Origin of the sequence: Pseudomonas sp. WJP1 (genome assembly GCF_028471945.1) — a bacterium.
Classification (GTDB): Bacteria; Pseudomonadota; Gammaproteobacteria; order Pseudomonadales; family Pseudomonadaceae; genus Aquipseudomonas.
Genome location: NZ_CP110128.1, coordinates 2,182,018 through 2,202,292 on the forward strand (window position 1 = coordinate 2,182,018; position 20,275 = coordinate 2,202,292).

General features: G+C 60.7%; 19 protein-coding genes. 4 read left to right on the top strand and 15 right to left on the bottom strand.

Features of this window, described 5'->3' with window-relative positions; all coding sequences use genetic code 11:
- Positions 1-192: 192 nt before the first annotated feature.
- The 7 genes from acs to OH720_RS09940 all read right to left on the bottom strand — a co-directional run bounded on the left by acs (position 193) and on the right by OH720_RS09940 (position 9,567).
- Entirely contained in the window at positions 193-2,148 is a 1,956-nt protein-coding gene (acs, locus tag OH720_RS09910; protein ID WP_272605444.1) for an acetate--CoA ligase, read from the bottom strand.
- Between the two features lie 140 nt (positions 2,149-2,288).
- The gene (gene exaC / locus OH720_RS09915; protein ID WP_272605445.1) at positions 2,289-3,809 is read right to left on the bottom strand and encodes an acetaldehyde dehydrogenase ExaC; all 1,521 of its coding nucleotides are present in this window, start codon (positions 3,807-3,809) and stop codon (positions 2,289-2,291) included.
- Between the two features lie 79 nt (positions 3,810-3,888).
- A complete protein-coding gene (gene phnX, locus OH720_RS09920) occupies positions 3,889-4,716 on the bottom strand; it encodes a phosphonoacetaldehyde hydrolase (protein WP_180205061.1) in 828 nt (275 codons plus the stop codon).
- Between the two features lie 39 nt (positions 4,717-4,755).
- Complete coding sequence (locus tag OH720_RS09925; protein WP_008055041.1) at positions 4,756-6,099, bottom strand: MFS transporter; 1,344 nt, start codon at positions 6,097-6,099, stop codon at positions 4,756-4,758.
- A gap of 269 nt (positions 6,100-6,368) precedes the next feature.
- Complete coding sequence (locus OH720_RS09930) at positions 6,369-7,535, bottom strand: 2-aminoethylphosphonate--pyruvate transaminase (protein WP_272605446.1); 1,167 nt, start codon at positions 7,533-7,535, stop codon at positions 6,369-6,371.
- Between the two features lie 237 nt (positions 7,536-7,772).
- Positions 7,773-9,164, bottom strand: a complete 1,392-nt coding sequence (locus OH720_RS09935; protein WP_272605447.1) for an FAD-dependent oxidoreductase — start codon at positions 9,162-9,164, stop codon at positions 7,773-7,775.
- Positions 9,165-9,216: 52 nt separating this feature from the next.
- Positions 9,217-9,567 carry a RidA family protein gene (locus OH720_RS09940; protein ID WP_272605448.1) on the bottom strand — a complete coding sequence of 117 codons (351 nt, stop codon included), beginning with the start codon at positions 9,565-9,567 and terminating at the stop codon, positions 9,217-9,219.
- 135 nt (positions 9,568-9,702) lie between these two features.
- Between OH720_RS09940 and OH720_RS09945 the strand changes: the two genes are divergently transcribed.
- The 3 genes from OH720_RS09945 to OH720_RS09955 all read left to right on the top strand — a co-directional run bounded on the left by OH720_RS09945 (position 9,703) and on the right by OH720_RS09955 (position 11,803).
- The gene (locus tag OH720_RS09945; RefSeq protein WP_272605449.1) at positions 9,703-10,578 is read left to right on the top strand and encodes a LysR substrate-binding domain-containing protein; all 876 of its coding nucleotides are present in this window, start codon (positions 9,703-9,705) and stop codon (positions 10,576-10,578) included.
- Positions 10,579-10,713: 135 nt separating this feature from the next.
- A complete protein-coding gene (locus OH720_RS09950) occupies positions 10,714-11,259 on the top strand; it encodes a chalcone isomerase family protein (protein WP_442967277.1) in 546 nt (181 codons plus the stop codon).
- Between the two features lie 19 nt (positions 11,260-11,278).
- Entirely contained in the window at positions 11,279-11,803 is a 525-nt protein-coding gene (locus OH720_RS09955) for a DUF3833 domain-containing protein (protein WP_272605450.1), read from the top strand.
- A 1-nt stretch (position 11,804) separates the two neighbouring features.
- On the opposite strand, the gene OH720_RS09960 is transcribed toward OH720_RS09955, so the two are convergent.
- The 7 genes from OH720_RS09960 to OH720_RS09990 all read right to left on the bottom strand — a co-directional run bounded on the left by OH720_RS09960 (position 11,805) and on the right by OH720_RS09990 (position 17,970).
- Positions 11,805-12,302 carry a DUF2878 domain-containing protein gene (locus tag OH720_RS09960; RefSeq protein WP_272605451.1) on the bottom strand — a complete coding sequence of 166 codons (498 nt, stop codon included), beginning with the start codon at positions 12,300-12,302 and terminating at the stop codon, positions 11,805-11,807.
- Between the two features lie 2 nt (positions 12,303-12,304).
- Positions 12,305-13,507, bottom strand: a complete 1,203-nt coding sequence (locus OH720_RS09965) for a class I SAM-dependent methyltransferase (RefSeq protein WP_442967278.1) — start codon at positions 13,505-13,507, stop codon at positions 12,305-12,307.
- A gap of 49 nt (positions 13,508-13,556) precedes the next feature.
- Complete coding sequence (locus OH720_RS09970) at positions 13,557-14,348, bottom strand: DUF1365 domain-containing protein (RefSeq protein ID WP_272605453.1); 792 nt, start codon at positions 14,346-14,348, stop codon at positions 13,557-13,559.
- Positions 14,345-15,592, bottom strand: coding sequence for an NAD(P)/FAD-dependent oxidoreductase (locus OH720_RS09975; RefSeq protein ID WP_272605454.1), 1,248 nt, complete (start codon positions 15,590-15,592; stop codon positions 14,345-14,347). The genes OH720_RS09970 and OH720_RS09975 overlap by 4 nt, the downstream gene beginning before the upstream one ends.
- Positions 15,589-16,350 carry an SDR family NAD(P)-dependent oxidoreductase gene (locus tag OH720_RS09980; RefSeq protein ID WP_272605455.1) on the bottom strand — a complete coding sequence of 254 codons (762 nt, stop codon included), beginning with the start codon at positions 16,348-16,350 and terminating at the stop codon, positions 15,589-15,591. The genes OH720_RS09975 and OH720_RS09980 overlap by 4 nt, the downstream gene beginning before the upstream one ends.
- Positions 16,347-16,769 carry a nuclear transport factor 2 family protein gene (locus OH720_RS09985; protein ID WP_272605456.1) on the bottom strand — a complete coding sequence of 141 codons (423 nt, stop codon included), beginning with the start codon at positions 16,767-16,769 and terminating at the stop codon, positions 16,347-16,349. The genes OH720_RS09980 and OH720_RS09985 overlap by 4 nt, the downstream gene beginning before the upstream one ends.
- A 259-nt stretch (positions 16,770-17,028) precedes the next feature.
- On the bottom strand, positions 17,029-17,970 hold the full coding sequence (locus OH720_RS09990) for a DMT family transporter (protein WP_272605457.1): 942 nt from the start codon (positions 17,968-17,970) through the stop codon (positions 17,029-17,031).
- 159 nt (positions 17,971-18,129) lie between these two features.
- Between OH720_RS09990 and OH720_RS09995 the strand changes: the two genes are divergently transcribed.
- Positions 18,130-18,999, top strand: a complete 870-nt coding sequence (locus tag OH720_RS09995; protein ID WP_272605458.1) for a LysR substrate-binding domain-containing protein — start codon at positions 18,130-18,132, stop codon at positions 18,997-18,999.
- Between the two features lie 161 nt (positions 19,000-19,160).
- Here the strand turns inward: OH720_RS09995 and OH720_RS10000 are convergent, their stop codons facing one another.
- Positions 19,161-20,204: an AraC family transcriptional regulator gene (locus tag OH720_RS10000; RefSeq protein ID WP_272605459.1), complete on the bottom strand. Its 1,044-nt coding sequence runs from the start codon at positions 20,202-20,204 to the stop codon at positions 19,161-19,163.
- Positions 20,205-20,275 lie beyond the last annotated feature (71 nt).

Genomic DNA, 20,275 nt, shown 5'->3' on the forward strand with positions numbered 1-20,275 from the left:
CTGACAAATCGCAATCGCGAGCAAGCCCGCTCCCACAGGGTTTCGGTTGATTGCCAGTTTTGTGGACGACTCAAATCCGTAGGAGTGAGGCTTGCCCGCGAAGAGGCCCGAATGGCCAACACAAAACCGTCAGGCAACAAAAAGCCCCACCAGGCTCACACCCGGCAGGGCTTCGATGACGCCGAGCGCTACTTAAGCAACATTCATCGTCTTATGCGTATCAATCAAATGCTGCACCACACCCGGATCAGCCAGGGTCGAAATATCCCCCAAGCCATCGTACTCAGCGGTCGCAATCTTGCGCAGAATCCGCCGCATGATCTTGCCCGAGCGCGTCTTCGGCAGCCCAGGCGCCCACTGGATCACATCCGGCGAAGCAATCGGGCCAATCTCCTTGCGCACCCAGTTCTTCAGCTCCAGGCGCAGCTGCTCGCTGGTTTCTTCGCCCGCGTTCAGGGTGACATAGACATAAATGCCCTGGCCCTTGATGTCGTGCGGCACACCGACCACCGCCGCCTCGGCGACTTTCGGGTGCGCGACCATCGCGCTTTCGATCTCGGCGGTGCCCATGCGGTGCCCGGAGACGTTGAGCACGTCATCCACGCGACCGGTGATCCAGTAGTAACCATCGGCATCGCGGCGGGCGCCGTCACCGGTGAAATACATGCCGCGGAAGGTCTTGAAGTAGGTGTCGACGAAGCGGTCATGGTCGCCATACAGCGTGCGTGCCTGACCCGGCCACGAATCGAGAATCACCAGGTTGCCCTCGGCCTCGCCTTCGATGATGTTGCCCAGGTTGTCCACCAGGGCCGGCACCACGCCGAAGAACGGACGCGCCGCGGAACCCGGCTTCAAGCCGTGAGCACCCGGCAGCGGGCTCATCATGTTGCCGCCGGTTTCGGTCTGCCACCAGGTGTCGACGATCGGGCAACGGGATTGGCCGACGTTCTTGTAGTACCAGTCCCAGGCTTCCGGGTTGATCGGCTCACCCACCGAACCCAGCAGGCGCAGGCTGCTGCCATCGGCGCCTTCGACGGCCGCCGTGCCCGCCGCCATCATCGCGCGGATCGCGGTCGGCGCGGTGTAGAGGATGTTGACCTTGTGCTTGTCGACGATCTTCGCCACCCGGGTGATGTCCGGATAGTTCGGCACGCCTTCAAACAGCAGCGTGGTCGCGCCGTTGGCCAGCGGGCCGTAGACGATGTAACTGTGGCCGGTGACCCAGCCGACGTCGGCGGTGCACCAGTAGATTTCACCCGGGCGGTAGTCGAACACGCGCTCGTGGGTCATGGCCGCGTACAACAGATAGCCGCCGGTGGTGTGTTGCACGCCCTTCGGCTTGCCGGTGGAACCGGAGGTGTAGAGGATGAACAGCGCTTCCTCGGCGCCCATCTCTTTCGGCGCGCACACGGTGCCCGCCACTTTCATCAGGTCCTCAAACCAGATGTCGCGATGCTGGTTCCACTTGATGTCGCCGCCGGTACGCTGGCACACGATGACTTTCTGGATGCTGCTGGTTTCCGGGTTGGTCAGGGCGTCATCGACGTTGGCCTTGAGCGGGATCTTCTTGCCGGCACGAATGCCTTCGTCGGCGGTGATCACCACCTTGGACTTGCAGTCGATGATGCGACCAGCCAGGGCTTCCGGCGAGAACCCACCGAACACCACCGAGTGAATCGCGCCGATACGGGTACAGGCCAGCATGGCGACCACGGCTTCGGGGATCATCGGCATGTAGATGGTCACCACGTCGCCGCGGTGCACGTCCTGGCCACGCAGGGCGTTGGCGAACTTGCAGACTTGTTCGTGCAGCTCGCGGTAGGTGATGTTGCGGCTTTCGGAAGGGTCATCGCCTTCCCAGATGATTGCGACTTGATCGCCACGCTCGGCCAGATGCCGGTCCAGGCAGTTGTAGGAAACGTTCAGGGTGCCGTCGGCGAACCACTTGATGTCGACATGGTGATCGTCGAAGGAGGTCTGCTTCACCGTGGTGAAAGGCTTGATCCAGTCGAGGCGCTTGGCTTGCTCGCGCCAGAAGCCGTCCGGGTTGACGACTGACTGCTGGTACATGGCCTTGTAAGTCGCCTCGTCGGTCAGGGTGTTGGCCAGAACCTCGGGACGAACGGGATACAGAGAAGCCGCACTCATGTTGCTTACCTCGACAACGATCGTTTTGGTTTGAAGTGTATGTATTCAGCGATGGTGGCGATCCGGGTTCCAGGCCTCTCGACGCAAGGCTTGCCGTTGAGGTGCCTGACCCGGTTTGCTACTTGGGAAGTGACTGAGCGTTAAAAGAAGCCCAGCGGATTGATGTCGTAGCTCACCAGCAAATTCTTGGTCTGCTGATAGTGGTCAAGCATCATCTTGTGGGTTTCACGGCCGACGCCGGACTTCTTGTAGCCACCGAACGCGGCGTGCGCCGGGTACAGGTGGTAGCAGTTGGTCCACACACGACCGGCCTTGATCGCCCGGCCCATGCGGTAGGCGCGGTTGATGTCGCGGGTCCAGAGACCGGCGCCCAGGCCGAACTCGGTGTCGTTGGCGATGGCCAGGGCTTCGGCTTCGTCCTTGAAGGTGGTGATGCTCACCACCGGCCCGAAGATTTCTTCCTGGAACACGCGCATTTTGTTGGTGCCCTTGAGCAGCGTCGGCTGGATGTAATACCCGCTCGCCAGGTTGCCTTCGAGTTGTTCCACCTTGCCGCCGGTCAGCAGTTCGGCGCCTTCGCCCTTGGCGATTTCCAGGTAGGACAGGATCTTGTCGAACTGCTGCTCGGAGGCCTGGGCGCCGACCATGGTGTCGGTGTCCAGCGGGTCGCCGCGTTTGATCTGCAGGACCTTCTTCATCACCACTTGCATGAATTCGTCGTAGATCGACTCCTGCACCAAAGCGCGGGAAGGGCAGGTGCAGACTTCGCCCTGGTTGAAGAACGCCAGCACCAGGCCTTCGGCGGCTTTCTCGATGAAGGACGGTTCGGCCTGCATGATGTCTTCGAAGAAGATGTTCGGCGACTTGCCGCCCAGCTCTACGGTGGACGGAATGATGTTCTCGGCCGCGCATTTCATGATGTGCGAGCCGACCGGGGTCGAGCCGGTGAAGGCGATCTTGGCGATGCGCTTGCTGGTGGCCAGGGCTTCGCCGGCTTCACGACCGAAACCCTGCACGATGTTCAGCACGCCGGGCGGCAGCAGGTCGCCGATCAGCTCGACCAGCACGGTGATGCCCAGTGGGGTTTGCTCGGCGGGCTTGAGCACCACGCAGTTGCCGGCAGCCAGTGCCGGGGCGAGTTTCCACGCGGCCATCAGGATCGGGAAGTTCCACGGGATGATCTGCCCGACCACGCCCAGGGGTTCATGGATGTGATAGGCCACGGTGTTACCGTCAATTTCGGCGGCACTGCCTTCCTGGGCGCGCAGGCAACCGGCGAAGTAGCGGAAGTGGTCGGCGGCCAGCGGGATGTCGGCGTTGAGGGTTTCGCGCACGGCTTTGCCGTTGTCCCAGGATTCGGTGATTGCCAGCAGTTCCAGGTTTTGTTCGATGCGGTCGGCGATTTTCAGCAGGATCAGGGAGCGTGCCTGGACGGACGTGGCGCCCCAGGCATCGGCAGCGGCGTGGGCAGCGTCCAAAGCCTTCTCGATGTCTTCGGCACTGGAGCGCGGGAATTCGGCAATCGGTTGGCCATTCACGGGCGAGGTATTGGTGAAGTATTGGCCTTTGACCGGCGCGACGAACTCGCCGCCGATGTAGTTACCGTATTTGGCTTTGAACGAAACGATAGCGCCTTCAGTGCCAGGATGGGCGTAGATCATGATGCTGTTCTCTTGTTGTTTTGGGTGGTGACCGTCCTGGGGACGGCCACTGTCAGTTCGTTGCACAAACCCGAGAGGCTCAGCAGCCCTGTGGGGTTTCCCCACGGGCCAGACGCGCATTGATGTCTTCGATGACCGCCGGCAAATCGACGATGGTGTCGATCAGGTAGTGCGGGCGCGAACCTTCGAACATCTTGACGATGCGCGCACGTTCCTCGGCCAGTTGCTCCAGGGATAAACGCTTGAACTCTTCATAGGTCAGGCCCAGCGCGTTGCCGGAGCAGGTCAGCGCGACGGTCCACATGCCCGCGCTGCGTCCTTCGAGAATGCCCGGCCAGGTGTCATCGACCTTCACGCAGGCGGCGACGTCGCTGATGCCCAGTGCGATGACGTTGGCCAAGGCTTGAGCCGGGTGCGGGCGCCCGTTAGGCACTTCGTCGGTCGCCACCACGTGGTCGGTGACATAGCCGTTCTTGCGTGCCAGCTCCACGACTTTCTCCATGACCACGGCCGGGTAGCCGGAGCAAGAGCCGATTTTCAGACCCTTGTCGCGCAAGCCGTTGATGGTCTCCAGCGCGCCGGGAATCAGCGCCGAGTGCAGCGCGATCTTCTCGATCTGCAGCGGCATGAAGCGCTCGTAGAGGGCGGTGACATCATCGTCCGTAGGCAACCGGCCGAAGACGGCATGGTAGCGGTCGGCAATCTGCGGCTCGTTGCACAGCGTGCGGATGTGGTCCCACTTGCCCATGCCCATCGGCCCGCGGGCTTCTTGCAGGGACACCGCGACGCCGAACTCGGCAAAGGCTTCGACGAAAATCTGCGTCGGTGCGAAAGAACCGAAATCCACGACGGTGCCCGCCCAGTCCAGAACCACGGCTTGCAATTGCGAAGGTTGTTTGTAATTCATGATGATTGCTCCAGTGATCAGTGTTTAAGGGGGTCGGGTTCAGGAATTGGTGCCGAGGATGACCGGCTGTACGGGCGTCGAGGCCAACACCGTGTTTTCCACCGTTTTCGGGCGGCTGTTCCAGAATGGCACCAGCATCAGGCTGGCCAGCAGTGCGGCGCCGGTGAACACCAGGAACACGGTGATGGTGTCGAAGTAACCCGGCAGCAGGCCGCCGAGCACCGCACCTACCGAGCCGCAGCCATTGACGAAACCGGCAGCGGAGGCCGCGCCATCTTTGCTGCCGAAGTCGATCGCCGCCGAGCCGCTGAGCATTGAGTCCGGCCCGTAGAGCGACAGGCCCATCATGAACAGCAGGCCGACCACGATGTAGAGGCTGCCGCTTTGCATGGCCGGAACGAACAGCGCAAGGCAAACGGTGAGAACCACCAGGCTCAGGACACAGACGGGAATGCGACGGGCGCCGAAGTACTTGTCCGAGGCGATACCGATGAGGATCGGACCGATCAGGCCAGCCAGCTCAAACGAGGTGGGGACGATGGCGGAGGCTACCTTGCCGATTTCGGGCATGCGTTCGTAGATGATCACCGGCCCCCACAGCAGGATGGCGTAGCGCGCCGGCTTGAGCATGAAGTAGGCGAGGCCCAGCACCAGTACGGTTCGATTTTTCATCACCGTGCGCAAGCCGGCCCACATGCTTTCGCGCGGCACCACGACATTGCTGACGGGTTCGATTTCGATCTCGACAGGCGGCAGGCCGACGTCTTCTGGCTTGTTGCGTTGCAGGAAGAAGAACAACACCGCCACCACCAGTACCACCACGGCACTGCTGATGAACGCGAGGCGCCAGTCGTGGTAGTGGTTGTAGGCCCACCACCCGGCAAACGGGGTGGCGACCAGGCCACCGAAGGCGTAGGAGGTGCTCCACAAACCCAGTACACGGCCACGTTCGCCCGTGCTGAAGAAACTGCCGACGTTCTTGCACAGCCCCGACCAGCCGGTGGACTGGGCAAGGCCCTGGACCAGCATGCAGGAGGCGAAAATCGGCAGGGTGGCGTAGGTACCCATGAGCAACGCGGCCAACGCCGAGATGACCAGCCCGCTCAAGACCACGACCCTGGGGCCGAAGCGATCGGAGAAGTTACCCCACAGGAACTGCCCCACGGCATACGCCGTCAGGTAGAGGGCGTCGAGATTGGCCATCATGGCTTTTTCGAGCATGAAGTCCGGGTCTTCACCAATGCCCAGTTTCGCGACGGAAAACGCCTTGCGGGTGAAGTAGAAGGCGGCATACGCCACCCAGGTAATCAGGAAAACTTGCACGCGCCAACGCTGGAGCGATTTCCAGCCGGTTGCGAGAGGACTTGTAGCGTTCTTGTTCATGGTGTTCTGATCCCGTATGTGGTGCCAGACAGCGCAAAGTAATGGGTTTTGTTTTTGTTTTCGGTACAGAAAGTCAGTCCACGCACACGACATCGATGAGGCGGCCGTGAGGTGGCATCCAGCTTTAAGCATTAACTTGACGCGGTCGCTGACACTTGCCCGGCTGTGCCTGGCGCTCGGTCAGCGAGTCCATGTTGAAAAAAAGATCCCTGTCCAAAGGTGCTACCCATTGCACCTGTGCTCGAATGACAAAGACCTTTAAAGGACGATCAGCCTGCCGGCAGATGCATGTCGACGTTCATCGCCACAAGACTGTCGGCGATGGCGCGCAGCAATTGATGGACGATGTATTCGTCGATCTGGCCGATGCAGCCGATACGGAAACTGTCGGCAACGGTGAGTTTGCCGGGGTAGATGATGAATTGGCGGGCCTTGAGTTCATCGTAGAAACGCTTGAACTCGAAGTTCGGATGTTCCGGGCTGAAGAACGTGGTGATGATCGGCGACAGCCAACGGTCCTCGAGCAACGTCTTGAAGCCAAGCTTGCGCATGCCCGCGACCAGCACATCGCGATTGCGCGTGTAGCGCGCCAGACGACCATGCACGCCACCTTCGGCAGAGTGTTGCTCCAGGGCTTTATGGAACGCCACGACACTGTGGGTCGGCGGGGTGAAGCGCCATTGGCCGGTGCGCTCCATGTACACCCACTGCTCGTAAAGGTCCAGGCTCAGTGAGTTGGCGCGGCCTTTGGCGGCCTCCAGCACGGAGCGGCGGATGATGACGAAACCGAACCCCGGGATACCCTCGATGCATTTGTTGGCAGAGGACACCACCACGTCGAACGCTATGTCATTGACCGTCAAAGGCACGGCGCCGAAGGAGCTCATGGCATCGATGATCAGGCTCTTGCCATGCGCCTTCACCACATCGGCGATTTCGCGCAGCGGGTTGAGAATGCCGGAGCTGGTTTCGCAATGGACGATGAAGACGTTGGTGACGTCCGGATTGTCCCTGAGCAGGGCGTCGACTTCCTCGGGCTGCGGTGGCAGGTAATCGCCTTTGTCCAGGGTGATGAAGGCGCGACCGAGGTATTCCAGGGTCTTGGTGGCGCGTTGGCCGTAGGCGCCATTCATCAGCACCAGTGCCTTACCGTCACGCGGGATGGCCGTGGCCAGGGCCGCTTCCACCGAGTAGCTGCCGCTGCCTTGCAACGGCACGCAGGCGAAGCTGTCATCCGTTACGCCGGCCATGCCCAGCAGGTTCTGGCGAACCTCGGCGGTGACTTGATTGAAGGCAACGTCCCATGACCCCCAGTCGCGCAGCATGGCTTCCTTGGTGGCCCTGGAAGTGGTCAATGGCCCTGGGGTCAGCAGGTAGGGTTCACCCAAGGCGGGGGTAGCCAGTGCCTGCGGGGTCGGAAATTCAGCTTTGGTCATGATCTTCTCCGGCGGTGTTGTTTTTGTGGGGGAGTGATGCATGGAGTGATCAAAACATCTGCGCAAAAATAACTGAAATCGATTTATCACATGTCACAAACAAGCTGAGCTTATAAGTTGAAACGGGTCGCGTTGATTGATATCGGCGCGATTTGGACGGTTGAAACTCAGAAGCCCCGCCTGGCAAGCGCCAGGCGGGGTTGATCATCAAGCCAGTATCGAAGACTTGGCGTTTCGCTAAGCCTTGTCCGACTTGCCAGCCGCCGCGGCGAATTTCGCCAGGCGCACATCCAGTCGACGGGGGCGCAGGTTGTGGTCCTCGGCATGCTCCTTGCGCCGGATGGCGTTGCGCACCATCAGCGAACCCAGGTAGCGGATCGGTTCTGGCGGGAAGTGACCGAGGGGGCCTTGTACCAGTGGCGAGCGTGTCCAGGGGTTGTCCACCCCCAGCACCAACGACGAGAGGATTTGCCCGCCCATGTGACAGGGACCGACCCCGCTGCCGGAATAGCCGAAGCCATAAAACACGTTGCCGCTGGCGCCCATGCGGCCGAAGAACGGCAGCCCGGTGACGGAGCGATCTGACGGGCCGTTCCAGGTGGCGGCAATGCCGACATCGGCAAAGTCCGGAAAGAACTCGCTCAGGGTATTGCGCAACAACCCTTTGTACGGCGAAGGCTGGTCAAACACCGGCAGGATGCGCCCGCCATACGCGAAGGTATTGCCGCCTTTGCCGAGCATGATCCGGCCGTCCGGGGTGTTGTGGTAGTAGTGCACGAAGATGCGCGAATCGAGCACGGTGACCCCGCTGGTCAGGCCGATTTTTTCGAGCAGGTCGGGACGTGGCTCGGTGATGATCATGTCGCTGGAGACAATCGCCACCGAGCGCGAAAACTCCGGGAAAGCACGGGCCATCCAGGCGTTGATGGCCAGGACCACGCGCTTTGCGACGACGCGCCCGCCCGGCGTCTTGACGGTAGCCGGCGTCCCGTGTTCGAGGCCGGTCATCGGCGAACCTTCGTGGATTCGCACACCCAGTTCGAGCGCCACCCGGCGCAGGCCGCGCACCAGCTTGCCCGGTTGCACACTGGCCGCCGCTGGGGAGAACCAGCCTTCAACGTGCCGGGTTGAACCCGACATCCGTTGCACCTCAGGGAGCGCGTGTTTGCTGAAGGAGTTGATGCCATGGCGCTCCAGCGCCGCGATCACCCCGTCCGTCGAGCCGACCTGGGCGCGGTTGGTCGCGGTGTAGAGCGTGCCATCGAGACGGTAATCGGCGTCCACCGCGTATTTTTTGCAAAAGTCGCCGATGGCGTAAATGCTCTGTTCCGACTCCTTGACCAGGCGCACTGCCTCCTCGACGCCGAACAAGCGCTCCAGGGTGAAGAACTTGGCCGACCAGGACAGCGCACAGCCGCCATTGCGCCCACTGGCACCGGCGCCGCAGATATCTGCTTCGACGATGACAACGTCCAGCTCGGGGTTCTGTTCCTTGAGCATGATGGCGGTCCACAAACCGGTGTAGCCGCCGCCGACGATGCAGACGTCGGCGTGGGTGTCCTGGCGCAATGGCGGGCAGGGCGTGTCGGATTGGCTTTTCAGGGCCTGGTCGAGCCAGTAGGGGCGCATGGGGTGTCTCCGTCAGGGGATCGGGGGTAGGGCGGGGGGATTGAGGAAGCGATCAGCCGCACGCGGCGACCACGATCATTTCCACGCGCCAACCGGGGTCGATCAGGTTGGCCAGGGTACAAGCGCGTGCGGGGGCATGGCCTTCGGGGAAAAATTCGTCCCAGACCCTGTTCAGCCCTTCGTAGTCCTCGCGATGGGCCAGCAGGATGCGCACCGACAGCACCCGGCTGCGGTGGCTGCCGGCACTGAGCAACAGCTGCTCGATGGCGCAAAGAACCTCGTGGGTCTGTGCCTCGATACCGCCACTGAGGTCCGAGGCAACCTGGCCCCCGATGTAGAGGACGTTGTCATGCCGGACCATGTCCGAACGGCGTTTTACCGTGGCGAAACGTTCGATTTCCATTAGGCATTCCTGATTGATCAGCGCTGCGGGTCAGCGGCTAAAGCATTTGCGAAATCCATCCTTGCAGTTCATTGTTCATAAATAAAATCGATTTATCGTATGCGTGAATAAGTTGAAACTATAGGAAGGCCACCCATGACCATCTCCCATACCCAGCTCAAGGCTTTCCACGCCGTGGCCACCCATGGCAGTTTCACCCGCGCGGCCGAGCAGCTGTGCCTGTCGCAGCCGGCGGTGTCCGACCAGGTGCGCAAGCTCGAGGATTACTACGGTGTGATGGTGTTCTACCGTGACAAACGCCTGGTGCGCCTGACGGAAGTGGGCGAGCGCTTGTTCGGCCTGACCCAGCGCCTGTTCGATATCAGTGTCGATGCCCACGACATGCTGATGGACTACCGCACCCTGTCGACGGGTACCCTCAACCTGGCCGTGGACGCGCCGGTGCATGTACTGCCCTATGTCGCGCGCTTCTGTGCGCGATACCCGGGGGTGGATGTGAAAGTTGAAACGGCCAATACCGATGAGGTGCTGCAGCGGTTGTTCGGCCACCAGGCCGACATCGCCCTGCTGGGGCGCAATATCGAAGATGAGCGGCTGCTCAAGCTGCCGTTGCGCAGTGATCCGATGCTCGCCTTCGTCGCCCACGACCATCCCTGGGCACAACGAACATCCATCTGTCTCGCCGACCTGGACAACACGCCCCTGGTGTTGCGCGAGCAGGGCTCTGTGACGCGGCTATCCCTGGAAGAGGCGATGGCGGCGGCGGGCTTGCGCATTCGCAAGGCCATCGAGGTGGAAGGGCGTGAAGCGGCGCGCGAGGCCGTGGCCATCGGCATGGGTGTGGGCGTCGTCTCGGCGGCCGAGCTCGGTTCGGATTCGCGCATTCGCGGATTGCCGATCGTCGATTGCCAGCATCGCTTCACCGAGACCCTGGTTTGCCTTCGGGCACAGAGTTCCCGGCGCATCCTGACGACCTTCTTTGACATTGTCAGGGAGGTGGCAGGGGAGTGATGTTCATGAGTACTTGAACTCTTCAGTGGACGCGTTCCAGCACTGACCGCACCTGGGGTATTAGCTGTACAAAATAATAATTTGGTATAGCTTTTAGAGGCGTCCCTTGAGTCTTGTCGAGGCCTTTGCACCTTTATGAAGACAGACCGCTTTATCCGCCACGTTGTCTGTCTTGTTCTGATGCTCCAGAGTCCAGGACTCTTTGCTGATTGGCGCGAGGCCCTGCCCGATGCGCGTCGGATGGGGGGCGGGGAGATGCGCGTATTCGGTTTCTCCATCTATAGCGCGCAACTGTGGAGCCCGCGCCTGCTTGCCGGTAATCCGCCAGGCGCGGATGTGCCTTTTGCGCTGGAGCTGACCTACCGTCGCTCGATCAGTCGCGAGGATCTGGTCGAGGCCAGCATCAAGGAAATGCGGCGCCTGTCGCCCACCCCGCCGAATTCGCAATTGATGGCCCGTTGGGAGCGGGAGATGCACAAGGCGTTTGTCGATGTGCGCGCCGGTGACCGCATCACAGGCGTCTATTTGCCCGGAGAGGGCGCACGTTTTTACGTCGCAGAGACTCTGCAGCATGTGGTGAGGGACAGTGCGTTCGCCGAAGCCTTTTTCGCCATCTGGCTTGACCCCCGAACCCGCGACCCGCAGCTACGCGCCCAATTGCTGGGCGCCCCGAACCCCTGAAACCGTTGAGGAAATGCCCATGCTGAGGATATGGCTACTGTTGCTGTGCATCGGCCTTGCAAGTTGCAGTCGGGTGGATGTGCAGACCTACAGCCAGGAATCGCCCAAGCTTGATTTGCGCGAATTTTTCGAGGGGCGGGTTGAAGCCTGGGGTATGTTTCAAAAGCGCTCTGGCGAGGTCACCAAACGCTTCCACGTAGAGGTCATTGGCCACTCCGAAGGTAACCGGCTGATCCTCGACGAGTCATTTACGTACAGCGACGGTACTCGGCAAAAACGGGTGTGGACGTTAACCCCGGCCGGACCTGGCCAATGGCGTGGAACCGCTGGCGACGTGGTGGGCGAGGCGCGTGGTGAGGTGGCAGGTAATACATTGCGCTGGCGCTATGTGCTGAGGTTGCCGGTGGATGGCAAGGAGTATGAGGTTCATCTGGACGACTGGATGTACTTGATGGACAAGAACACCCTGATCAATCGCTCGTTCATGACCAAGTTCAACGTGGAGGTTGGCCAGATCACCTTGTTCTTTCGCAAGCAGCCGTGAGTCAACGAGCAGGCTGTCTGGCCATCCAGTGCAATGCCGGCATCAACATCGCCCAAATCAATGCGAGTATCAGAACGCTGGGCCAGACACCCAGCGGCAGGCCTACGTCTGCCAGACTGGCCCCGCCCCAGTAAGAGAGAGGCCCGCCAGCAGCCCCCAGTAGGCTACCCAGCCACCAGGGACGCCTTGTCCAGCTCAGGCTGTGACGCAACGTGCTGGCGAACAGTGGCCAGAGTATTGCCAACCAGAGCGGCAGAACGAGCGTGGCACCGGGAAACTGCAATACCCCGAAGTGCAATAGCGCACTGTCCAGAACCCAGCCGCAGGCGGACACCTTGAACAGACAACGCCACTCCTCAGGGGTGTTGGAAATCCACAGCAGGTGTATGGCCAGGCAGGTCATTGCAATCAGCAACAGCCACGGCCGTTGCGCCCCCAGCACGCAGGCGAACCAGCCGATCTGGAACAGTCCTGCGTTGAGCAACAACCGGCCTCGCACGCTCACGCCTCCAGGCCGAACGGCTGCGGCCGTGCCCCGGGTTTGGCGAGTAGAAGGTGCGCGGTGCCGATGCTTCGTTCCAGAAAGCCGCCCTCGCAGTAGCACAGGTAAAATTCCCACAGGCGGAAAAACGCCTGGTCGTAGCCTAACGCTTCCAGGTTGTGCCGGCTGCGCCTCAGGTTGTCGTGCCACAGGCGAAGCGTGCGTGCGTAATGCAGGCCGAAATCTTCCATGTGATGAAGGTTCAGGTCGGTGTCGCGACTGATGGTGTGCAGCAGGGCGCTCACCGAAGGCAAGGCGCCACCCGGGAAGATGTAGCGCTGGATGAAGTCGACGGTTTTTTTCGCCTGCTCGTAGCGTTGGTCCCGAATGGTGATGACCTGCAAAAGCATGAGCCCGTGGTCCTTGAGCAGGTGGGCGCACTGTTTGAAGTAAGTGGGCAGGAAGCGGTGGCCGACGGCCTCGACCATCTCGATCGACACCAGCTTGTCGTATTTGCCCGTCAGGTCACGATAGTCCTGCAACAGCAGGGTGATGCGATCTTCCAGGGACTGCTCTTCGATCAGGCGCCGGGTGTAGGCGAACTGCTCACGCGACAGCGTGGTGGTCGTGACCTTGCAGCCGTAGCGGGTGGCCGCATAAATGGCCATGGCGCCCCAGCCCGTGCCGATCTCCAGCAGGTGGTCACCGGGTTTGAGATCGAGCTTTTGGCAGATGCGCTCCAGCTTGTACATCTGGGCTTGTTCGAGGCTATCGCTGTTAGAGCGGAACATGGCTGCCGAGTACATCATGCTGGGGTCCAGCAGGTGTTCAAACAGCGTGTTGCCCAGGTCGTAATGCGCGCGAATGTTGCGTTGCGAGCCTTGGCGGGTGTTGCGGTTGAGCCAGTGCAGTGCTTTTACCAGTGGACGGCGTAAACGTGCCAGGCCGCGCTCCATTCCATCCAGCACCTCGAGGTTGGCAACGAATACCCGGACCACGGCCGTCAGGTCGGGGCTGCTCCAGTACCCATGGATATAGGCCTCGCCAGCGCCAATTGAGCCATTCACCGCCACCATGGGCCAGAGCGCTGCATTGTGCACTTCGATTTCGCCATGGGGTGCCGCGCCAGGCTGGCCGAAGCTCAGTGGCTCCCCGTCGACGATGATGACCAGATGCCCGTGGCGCAGGTGCGCGAGTTGACGCAAGACGCCTTTCTTAAGCATACGGGCGCTTATCCCGTTGGCCGCAGCGCCACACGTTATCGGGGTCAGGCTAGGATTCGTCATGGCGAGACTCCAGGTTCGCGGTGCGATATTCACCGGCGGCGGCTTTATGGGAGAACAGCGGCAGACGCTTGAGCAGGAGTCGCAGGGCCTGCGAGTAAATGCCGAGCAGGGTCTTGCCGGTCATCCAGGGAAAGTCCAGAAGGTGGCGATGCAGGCTTTGGCGCGTCAGTTCGACACGCTCCAGGCCCAGGCCGGCTTCAAATATTTTTTGCTCACCGTGCCAATCCTGCATGGTCACGTGCAGCGTTTGCCCGGGAGCGGAAAAGCGCATGCGGTACTCCAGGTCAGGAGGCAGGAAGGGCGAGACGTGAAAGCCCTTGGCGACCCGGTGGCATGACTCACCGGTTGCATGGGTCGGCAGTACATAGTGGTAACGCTCGCGCCAGGGGGTATTGCTGATTTCGCAGAGAATGGCGGCCAGGCTGCCGTCGGACTCGAAGCAATAAAACAGGCTGATCGGATTGAAGGACAGCCCCCAGCTGCGCGGCTGGGTGAGCAGGCAGATCCGCCCCTGCGGCGCGTGACCAAGTGCCTGTTCCACGCGCTGGCGCACTGCATCGCTCAGGGTCATGCCCTGACGCGTTGCAAGCGGCAGGTAGTCAGTTTCGCGGAAGGCGAAGGCGGCCCAGCGCGAATGCCCGGCGAACCAGGATAAGCCCAGCACCTGCGGTTGTTCCGCCAGATCGAGGTAGAGCATGCCCATGCGGTAGCGAAACCCATGGGCGCGCGGCAGCAGCCGTCGGTGGCTGACCCAGCCGCGGTACAACGCGCTGTTCACAACTGTTCTCCGAAAGCGGCTGCCACTCGCAAGGCGCTGACCACCCCATCCTCGTGGAACCCGTTGGCCCAGTAGGCGCCGCAGTAGTAGCTGAACCGGGCGCCCTGCAATTCTTGCCAGCGTGCCTGTGCGACCAGGCCGGCCTGGCTGTATTGCGGATGGGCGTAGCGAAAGCGCTCGAGGATTTTACCCGGGTCGATGGCCGCGGTCTGGTTCAGGCTGACGCAGAAGGTGGTGTTGCTCGAAAGCCCCTGGAGGATGTTCATGTTGTAGGTGACAGCGGCCAGGTGCCGGGCTGAGCCGCCGAGGCGGTAATTCCAGCTCGCCCACGCTCGGCGACGGTTCGGCAACAGGCGGGTATCGCTGTGCAGCACCACATCGTTCTCGGCGTAATGCAGTGCGCCGAGTATCTCCCGCTCGGCCTGGCTGGGAGCGGCCAACAGCCGTAGCGCCTGGTCGCTGTGACAGGCGAATACGACGTTGTCAAAACGCGTGCTGCCTGTCGCACAGTGCAGGGTGACCCCACCCACGTCACGCTCCACCCGATACACCGGGCAATTGAGGTGGATACGCTCGACAAAGCCTTCGCTCAGCGCGGCTACGTAACGACGCGAACCGCCGCTGACCACACGCCATTGCGGCCGATGGGTGACTGACAGGAGCCCGTGATTTTTGCAAAAGCGCACGAAGAATTGCAGCGGAAAACGCTGCATGTCGCCCAGTGACATCGACCAGATAGCCGACCCCATGGGCACTATGTAATGTTCGATAAAACGCTGGCCGTAGCCGTTTTGCCGCAGATAGTCTCCCAACGTGGTGTCGGCAGTCATGCGCTGTTCGTCGAGGTCACGCAGGGCCTGGCGGTTGAAGCGCACAATCTCGCACAACATGCCCCAGAATCCAGGTGAAAGCAGATTGCGTCGCTGGGCAAACACCTGGTTGAGGTTGCCGCCATTGTATTCGAGGCCGGTCTGCGGATCCTGAACCGAGAAGCTCATCTCGGTGGGTTGCGAGGCCACGCCGAGTTGATCCAGCAGACGGATGAAGTTGGGATAGGTCCAGTCGTTGAAGACGATAAAACCTGTATCGATGGCATGGCGTTCGCCCTGAACCTCAACGTCAACGGTATGGCTATGGCCACCGATCCAGTCACTGGCCTCGAATACCGTGACATCGTGCCGACGGTTGAGCAGGTGGGCGCAGGTCAGGCCGGAAATGCCGCTGCCGATGATGGCGATTTTCATGACGGCTCTTCTGCGGCCGGACGCACCATGCGTCTGCCCAGCGTCAGTTGCAGGCGTTGAGGCAATAACGCCAGTGCGCGCAGGGCGGCAATGAATGGCCCGGGAAAGGCAATTTCCAGGGGTCGTTTTTCCAGGCGGGTGGTGATGTAGACGGCAGCTTTGCCGACCGGCCAACGCATCGGCATCGGAAAATCGTTCTGTCGCGTGAGTGGCGTATCGACGAAGCCCGGGCTGACGAGCGTGACGTCGATACCCTCGTGTGCCAGGTCGATGCGCAACGATTGAAACAGGTAACGCATTGCCGCCTTGGAGGCGCCGTACGCTTCGGCGCGCGGTAACGGCAGGTAGGTCACCGAGCTGCACACGGCCACCAGATGCGGCCGCGCAGCCTTGCGCAACAGCGGTAGGGCAGCTTCCACGCAGTAGGCGGCGGAAAACAGATTGGCCCGCATCACACGTTCGATCATGTTGGCTTCAAAGACGCCGGCGTCCACATACTCGCAGGTGCCAGCGTTGAGGATGACCTGGTCCAGATGGCCCCAGGCTTGCCCGATTCGCTCACCCATGGCTTGAACTTCGCCTGGCTCGGTCAGGTCGCCGGGCAAAAGCAGTACCTGCTGCGGATAACCCCTGTGTAGTCTTTCCAGGGCCTCTACATTGCGGGCGCTGACGGCCAGGAAATGACCTTGGGTCAATAAGATCTCCGCCAGGGCCGCACCTATGCCGCTGCTGGCTCCGGTGAGCCAGATGCGTTTCATGCCAGCCTCCCTTTCAGCCAGCCAATCGCCGTTCCCATCAGGGGCAAGTGCTCATAGAGCAGGGCGCCTGCATCAAAGTAGTCGCGATGCTGATACACCTTCTCGTGCCACAGCAGGTACGAACAGCCAACGACCTCTATGGGTTGGCCATGGCGCAAGCGGGGATGGCAGTAATGCAGGGTCCAGCGTAGATAACCGACGCCGTCCTGCACCTGGTCATGGCCGTGGAACGTGAAGCCAAGCTCGCTGACGTTGGCGTATAGCTCAGTGAAATATTCCTGCAGCGCTGCCAGGCCCTGGATCTCATGGAGCGGATCACTGAAGCGTACGTCGTGACTGTACAGTTGCTCGAGCCTGTGCAGATTGCTCTCGTCCAGCGCTGCAAATTCGCTGGCGAAACATCGCAAGAAATCAGCCACGTCGTGTCTCCATTGCTGGTAGGAATGGAAGTTCCCCCACCTCTTTTTCTTGTACAGGTATAGGAGTTTTGTATAGCTATTTGAAGAATAGGATGCAGCCTGTACAAGTCAATTTTTTTGTACAACTATTTCCAAGGTGGGCGGGTGAGAATTGGTTCTTCGCATTCCCTGTTGGGTATGATCGATGAGATGGATCAGGGTGTTGGAGGGGCTGAAAAGGGGGCGGAGCTATTTAGACTGTAGGATTTGCCTGCAGCGGCTACGGTTCTGCATGTTTCACCGGGACCACGCGGTGACGCTTCGCCGCCCAGACCACGCCACCCACCAGCAACACGATCGAGGTGACCTCCATCAAGCCAGGCACCCGCTGGCTGAACAGAAAACCGTAGACACAGGCAAACAGCGTTTCAAACACGATCATCTGCCCGCTCAACGACGTGGCCATTCGACGCGAGCAGGCATTCCACAGCCCATTGGCCAACCACGAACCACACAGCGCAAGGAACAGGCAGACCCACAGCAAAGCCATCCAGCGGCTGCTTTCAACCTGAGCCGGTACCAGGTTGGGGAACAACATCAAGGCAGCGATGCCGAATACGACCGCCACGATACCCGTCACGATGCCCAGCAGTGTCGACCATTCGCTGCTGTTGAAATGGCTTTGCTTGAGATAACGGGCATTGTGGGTGGCGTACCACGACCAGCAGACAACCCCGCTGAAGCCGCAGGCCAGGCCCAGCAACTGGGTCGAAAGTGACGTACCCGCCGCCCGCGCCCCTGAGTGTTCCAGACTGACCGATACGATGCCCAGGAATACCAGTAACAGGGGCAGCTTGAGCTTTGTCAGGGGCAGGGACCCTGCATCACGACGCCCCAGAAAGGTAATGGCGACCGGCATCATGCCGTTGATAAGAGCGGCCGCCGTCACCCCGCTCAGTTGTACGGAGGCGCCCAACAGCGCGTAGTTCAGGACATTACCGGTCAATGACAAACGCAGCAGGATAAAGACGTCTTTACGCGTCAATCGGGCGAGCAGGCGCGATGCAATGGGCAAAGCCAGGAGGAGCGAGATCAACCCATAGAGGGCAAACCGCACACTGCTGATCAGCACGGCATTGAATTCGGGCAGCAACGAAGGGCCGATAATCACCCCACCCCAGATGGCGCCTGCCAATATCGCAAATACAATCCCACTGTTCATCTTCTCGGCTCTGACAGGCTGTTTAGCGGCATTCTAGCCATGCTATATAAGCGCCACCTGCGATAAATATTCGCTCACCCATTCCGCAGCGGAATGTCGGGATGAAGTCGCCGAGCCAGGAGAATCCTAATCAACCGTTACCTGCGTACCTTGCCCCCCTTGGAAACCCTGATCACGTTCGAGGCTGTGGGCCGGCACAAAAGCTTCACGGCTGCCGCTGGCGAACTGTTCCTGACCCAGAGCGCCGTGAGCAAACAGATGCGCCAGCTCGAGGATTGCATGGGCGTTGCGCTGTTCGAGCGCAAACCACGGGGTGTCACCTTGACCGGCGCGGCAGAGGAGCTGCTGATGACGGTCAACATGCTACTTACCACGATGTACCAAAGCGTCACGCGAATTCGCAATGTCCATCAATCCAACGCCGTCTCGGTGCTGGCGACCCATGCCCTGGCCCAGTTCTGGTTGTTCCCCAAGTTGATCGAATTCAACAAGGCGTACCCCGACATCGCCGTGCACGTGCATGCGATCAACGAGTTCGACGAGGCCAGCCTGAATGATTTCGACGTGGGCATTCTCTACGGTTCTGGCGAATGGCCCTCGCTGGACAGCGATTTCCTGCTGCCGGAAATCGTCTATGCCGTGGCGCATCCTTCACTGGATGTCTCGGCGATCAAGACGCTGGAGCAGTTGTCGCAAGCCAACCTGGTGCAGATCGACACCTGCGCCTGGCAATGCCTGGACTGGCGCCAATGGTTCGGCCACTTTGGCATCGACTTTGTCGCGCGGGACAAAGCCCCGGTCTTCAACCAGCTGACACTGGCCTATCGTGCCGTTCAGCAAGGCATGGGCATCGGCCTGGCGTGGACGTTCATGGCGGATGAGGCGCTGGCCAAGGGAGAATTGCAGCGGGTGACACCTTTCGAATGCGTGACAGGCAATGGCGAATTCCTTGTGTCGCTAAAGCATCGCAAGCGCTCTGCTTCTGCCGAGATCTTTTGCCAGTGGCTTTTGGGGTCGATGGGCGACTGAGCAACCGCAGAAGGTGAGGCCGGCCGTGAAAAAAAAGGTGCTCAGCTCACGCTGGCACCTTGAAAGGAGTTTCGCCACCTGGGTAGTGTTTTCCGGGATAAGCGCTACAGCAGGCAGGTGGATTATTCACCGATGCCCCGCAGTCTTTCGGACAATCCACGTCAGGTATTTGATAGTTGATGACGCCGTTGCGGATTTCCTGGCTTGCCGACCAATTGCTTGCGCCAATCCCGTGGGCTCTGTCCGTACCAACGGTGGAACGCCCGGGTGAAAGCGCTTTGGTCGCTGTAGCCGAGCAGGTCGGCCAATTGCGAAATCTTGATGGTCGAGTCTTGCAGGTAGTGGCAAGCCATGGCCTGGCGAGCATCGGACAGCAAGTCCTGGAAGGTGAATCCTTCGAGTTCCAGTTGGCGCTGGAGCTTGCGCGTGCTCAGGCGCATGAACGCGGCGATGTACTCGATATTGGCGCGGCCTTCGGGCATGAAGTTTCGAATCAGTTGCTGGACCAGCGCCGGCAATTCTTCGGCGGACATCTGCGTCAGGTGGTCGAGGTGCTTGCGAATCAGCCGGTGCAAGGCCGGGTCTGCCGACTCCAGCGGCGTATCGAGCGAACTTGCGTCGAACATCAGGCCGTTGTAGGTCGTATTGAAGCTGGGGACCATGCCGATGAGGCGACGGAATTGCCCGGGTTCGGCAACCGGCGTGTGCCGGAACAACATCGCCTGGGGTTGCCAGCGTTTGCCCAGCAACGTGCGCAGCAACTGCACGCCGACGCCCAGGGCCAGTTCCGATCCCTGGCGGTAGCCGGGCATTGACGTGTCGGAGATGGTGTAGGACAGGATCGCGTGCTTGCCCTGTTCGTCGAGGGTGATTTTCGCGGCGCCGGAATGGATGTGGTAGTAGGCGGTCAGACCGGTCAGTGCTTCGCGCACATCCCTGGCATTGCGAAACAGGTAGAGCAGGGGGCCGAAAATGCTCACGCCCTGGGCCAGGCCGTACTGCATGGCGAACAGGCGGTTCTGCGATTCCATTTCGCACAGCACCAGCAGGTCGAGCATTTTGCTGTAGGAAATCAGGCTGTCGGGAAGCTCTTCCAGGTCCGGCGGCAAGCCGGCGCGTTTCAGCATTTTTTCCGGATTTAGCCCTTGTTTTGCCGCGAATTCAGAGAAGTTTGCCAGCCCCGCAGCGCGAACGAAGTCGATCATTTTGAGCCCATTTATTGTTTTTGTAGGTCATGCAAGGCCTGGAAAAACAGCTGTCGGCTCCCCCTCGCTTT

Coding starts and splice junctions, on each gene's coding strand:
- acs (WP_272605444.1), bottom strand. CDS start 2,148: ATGAGTGCGGCTTCTCTGTATCCCGTTCGTCCCGAGGTTCTGGCCAAC.
- exaC (WP_272605445.1), bottom strand. CDS start 3,809: ATGATCTACGCCCATCCTGGCACTGAAGGCGCTATCGTTTCGTTCAAA.
- phnX (WP_180205061.1), bottom strand. CDS start 4,716: ATGAATTACAAACAACCTTCGCAATTGCAAGCCGTGGTTCTGGACTGG.
- OH720_RS09925 (WP_008055041.1), bottom strand. CDS start 6,099: ATGAACAAGAACGCTACAAGTCCTCTCGCAACCGGCTGGAAATCGCTC.
- OH720_RS09930 (WP_272605446.1), bottom strand. CDS start 7,535: ATGACCAAAGCTGAATTTCCGACCCCGCAGGCACTGGCTACCCCCGCC.
- OH720_RS09935 (WP_272605447.1), bottom strand. CDS start 9,164: ATGCGCCCCTACTGGCTCGACCAGGCCCTGAAAAGCCAATCCGACACG.
- OH720_RS09940 (WP_272605448.1), bottom strand. CDS start 9,567: ATGGAAATCGAACGTTTCGCCACGGTAAAACGCCGTTCGGACATGGTC.
- OH720_RS09945 (WP_272605449.1), top strand. CDS start 9,703: ATGACCATCTCCCATACCCAGCTCAAGGCTTTCCACGCCGTGGCCACC.
- OH720_RS09950 (WP_442967277.1), top strand. CDS start 10,714: ATGAAGACAGACCGCTTTATCCGCCACGTTGTCTGTCTTGTTCTGATG.
- OH720_RS09955 (WP_272605450.1), top strand. CDS start 11,279: ATGCTGAGGATATGGCTACTGTTGCTGTGCATCGGCCTTGCAAGTTGC.
- OH720_RS09965 (WP_442967278.1), bottom strand. CDS start 13,507: ATGCTTAAGAAAGGCGTCTTGCGTCAACTCGCGCACCTGCGCCACGGG.
- OH720_RS09975 (WP_272605454.1), bottom strand. CDS start 15,592: ATGAAAATCGCCATCATCGGCAGCGGCATTTCCGGCCTGACCTGCGCC.
- OH720_RS09980 (WP_272605455.1), bottom strand. CDS start 16,350: ATGAAACGCATCTGGCTCACCGGAGCCAGCAGCGGCATAGGTGCGGCC.
- OH720_RS09990 (WP_272605457.1), bottom strand. CDS start 17,970: ATGAACAGTGGGATTGTATTTGCGATATTGGCAGGCGCCATCTGGGGT.
- OH720_RS10000 (WP_272605459.1), bottom strand. CDS start 20,204: ATGATCGACTTCGTTCGCGCTGCGGGGCTGGCAAACTTCTCTGAATTC.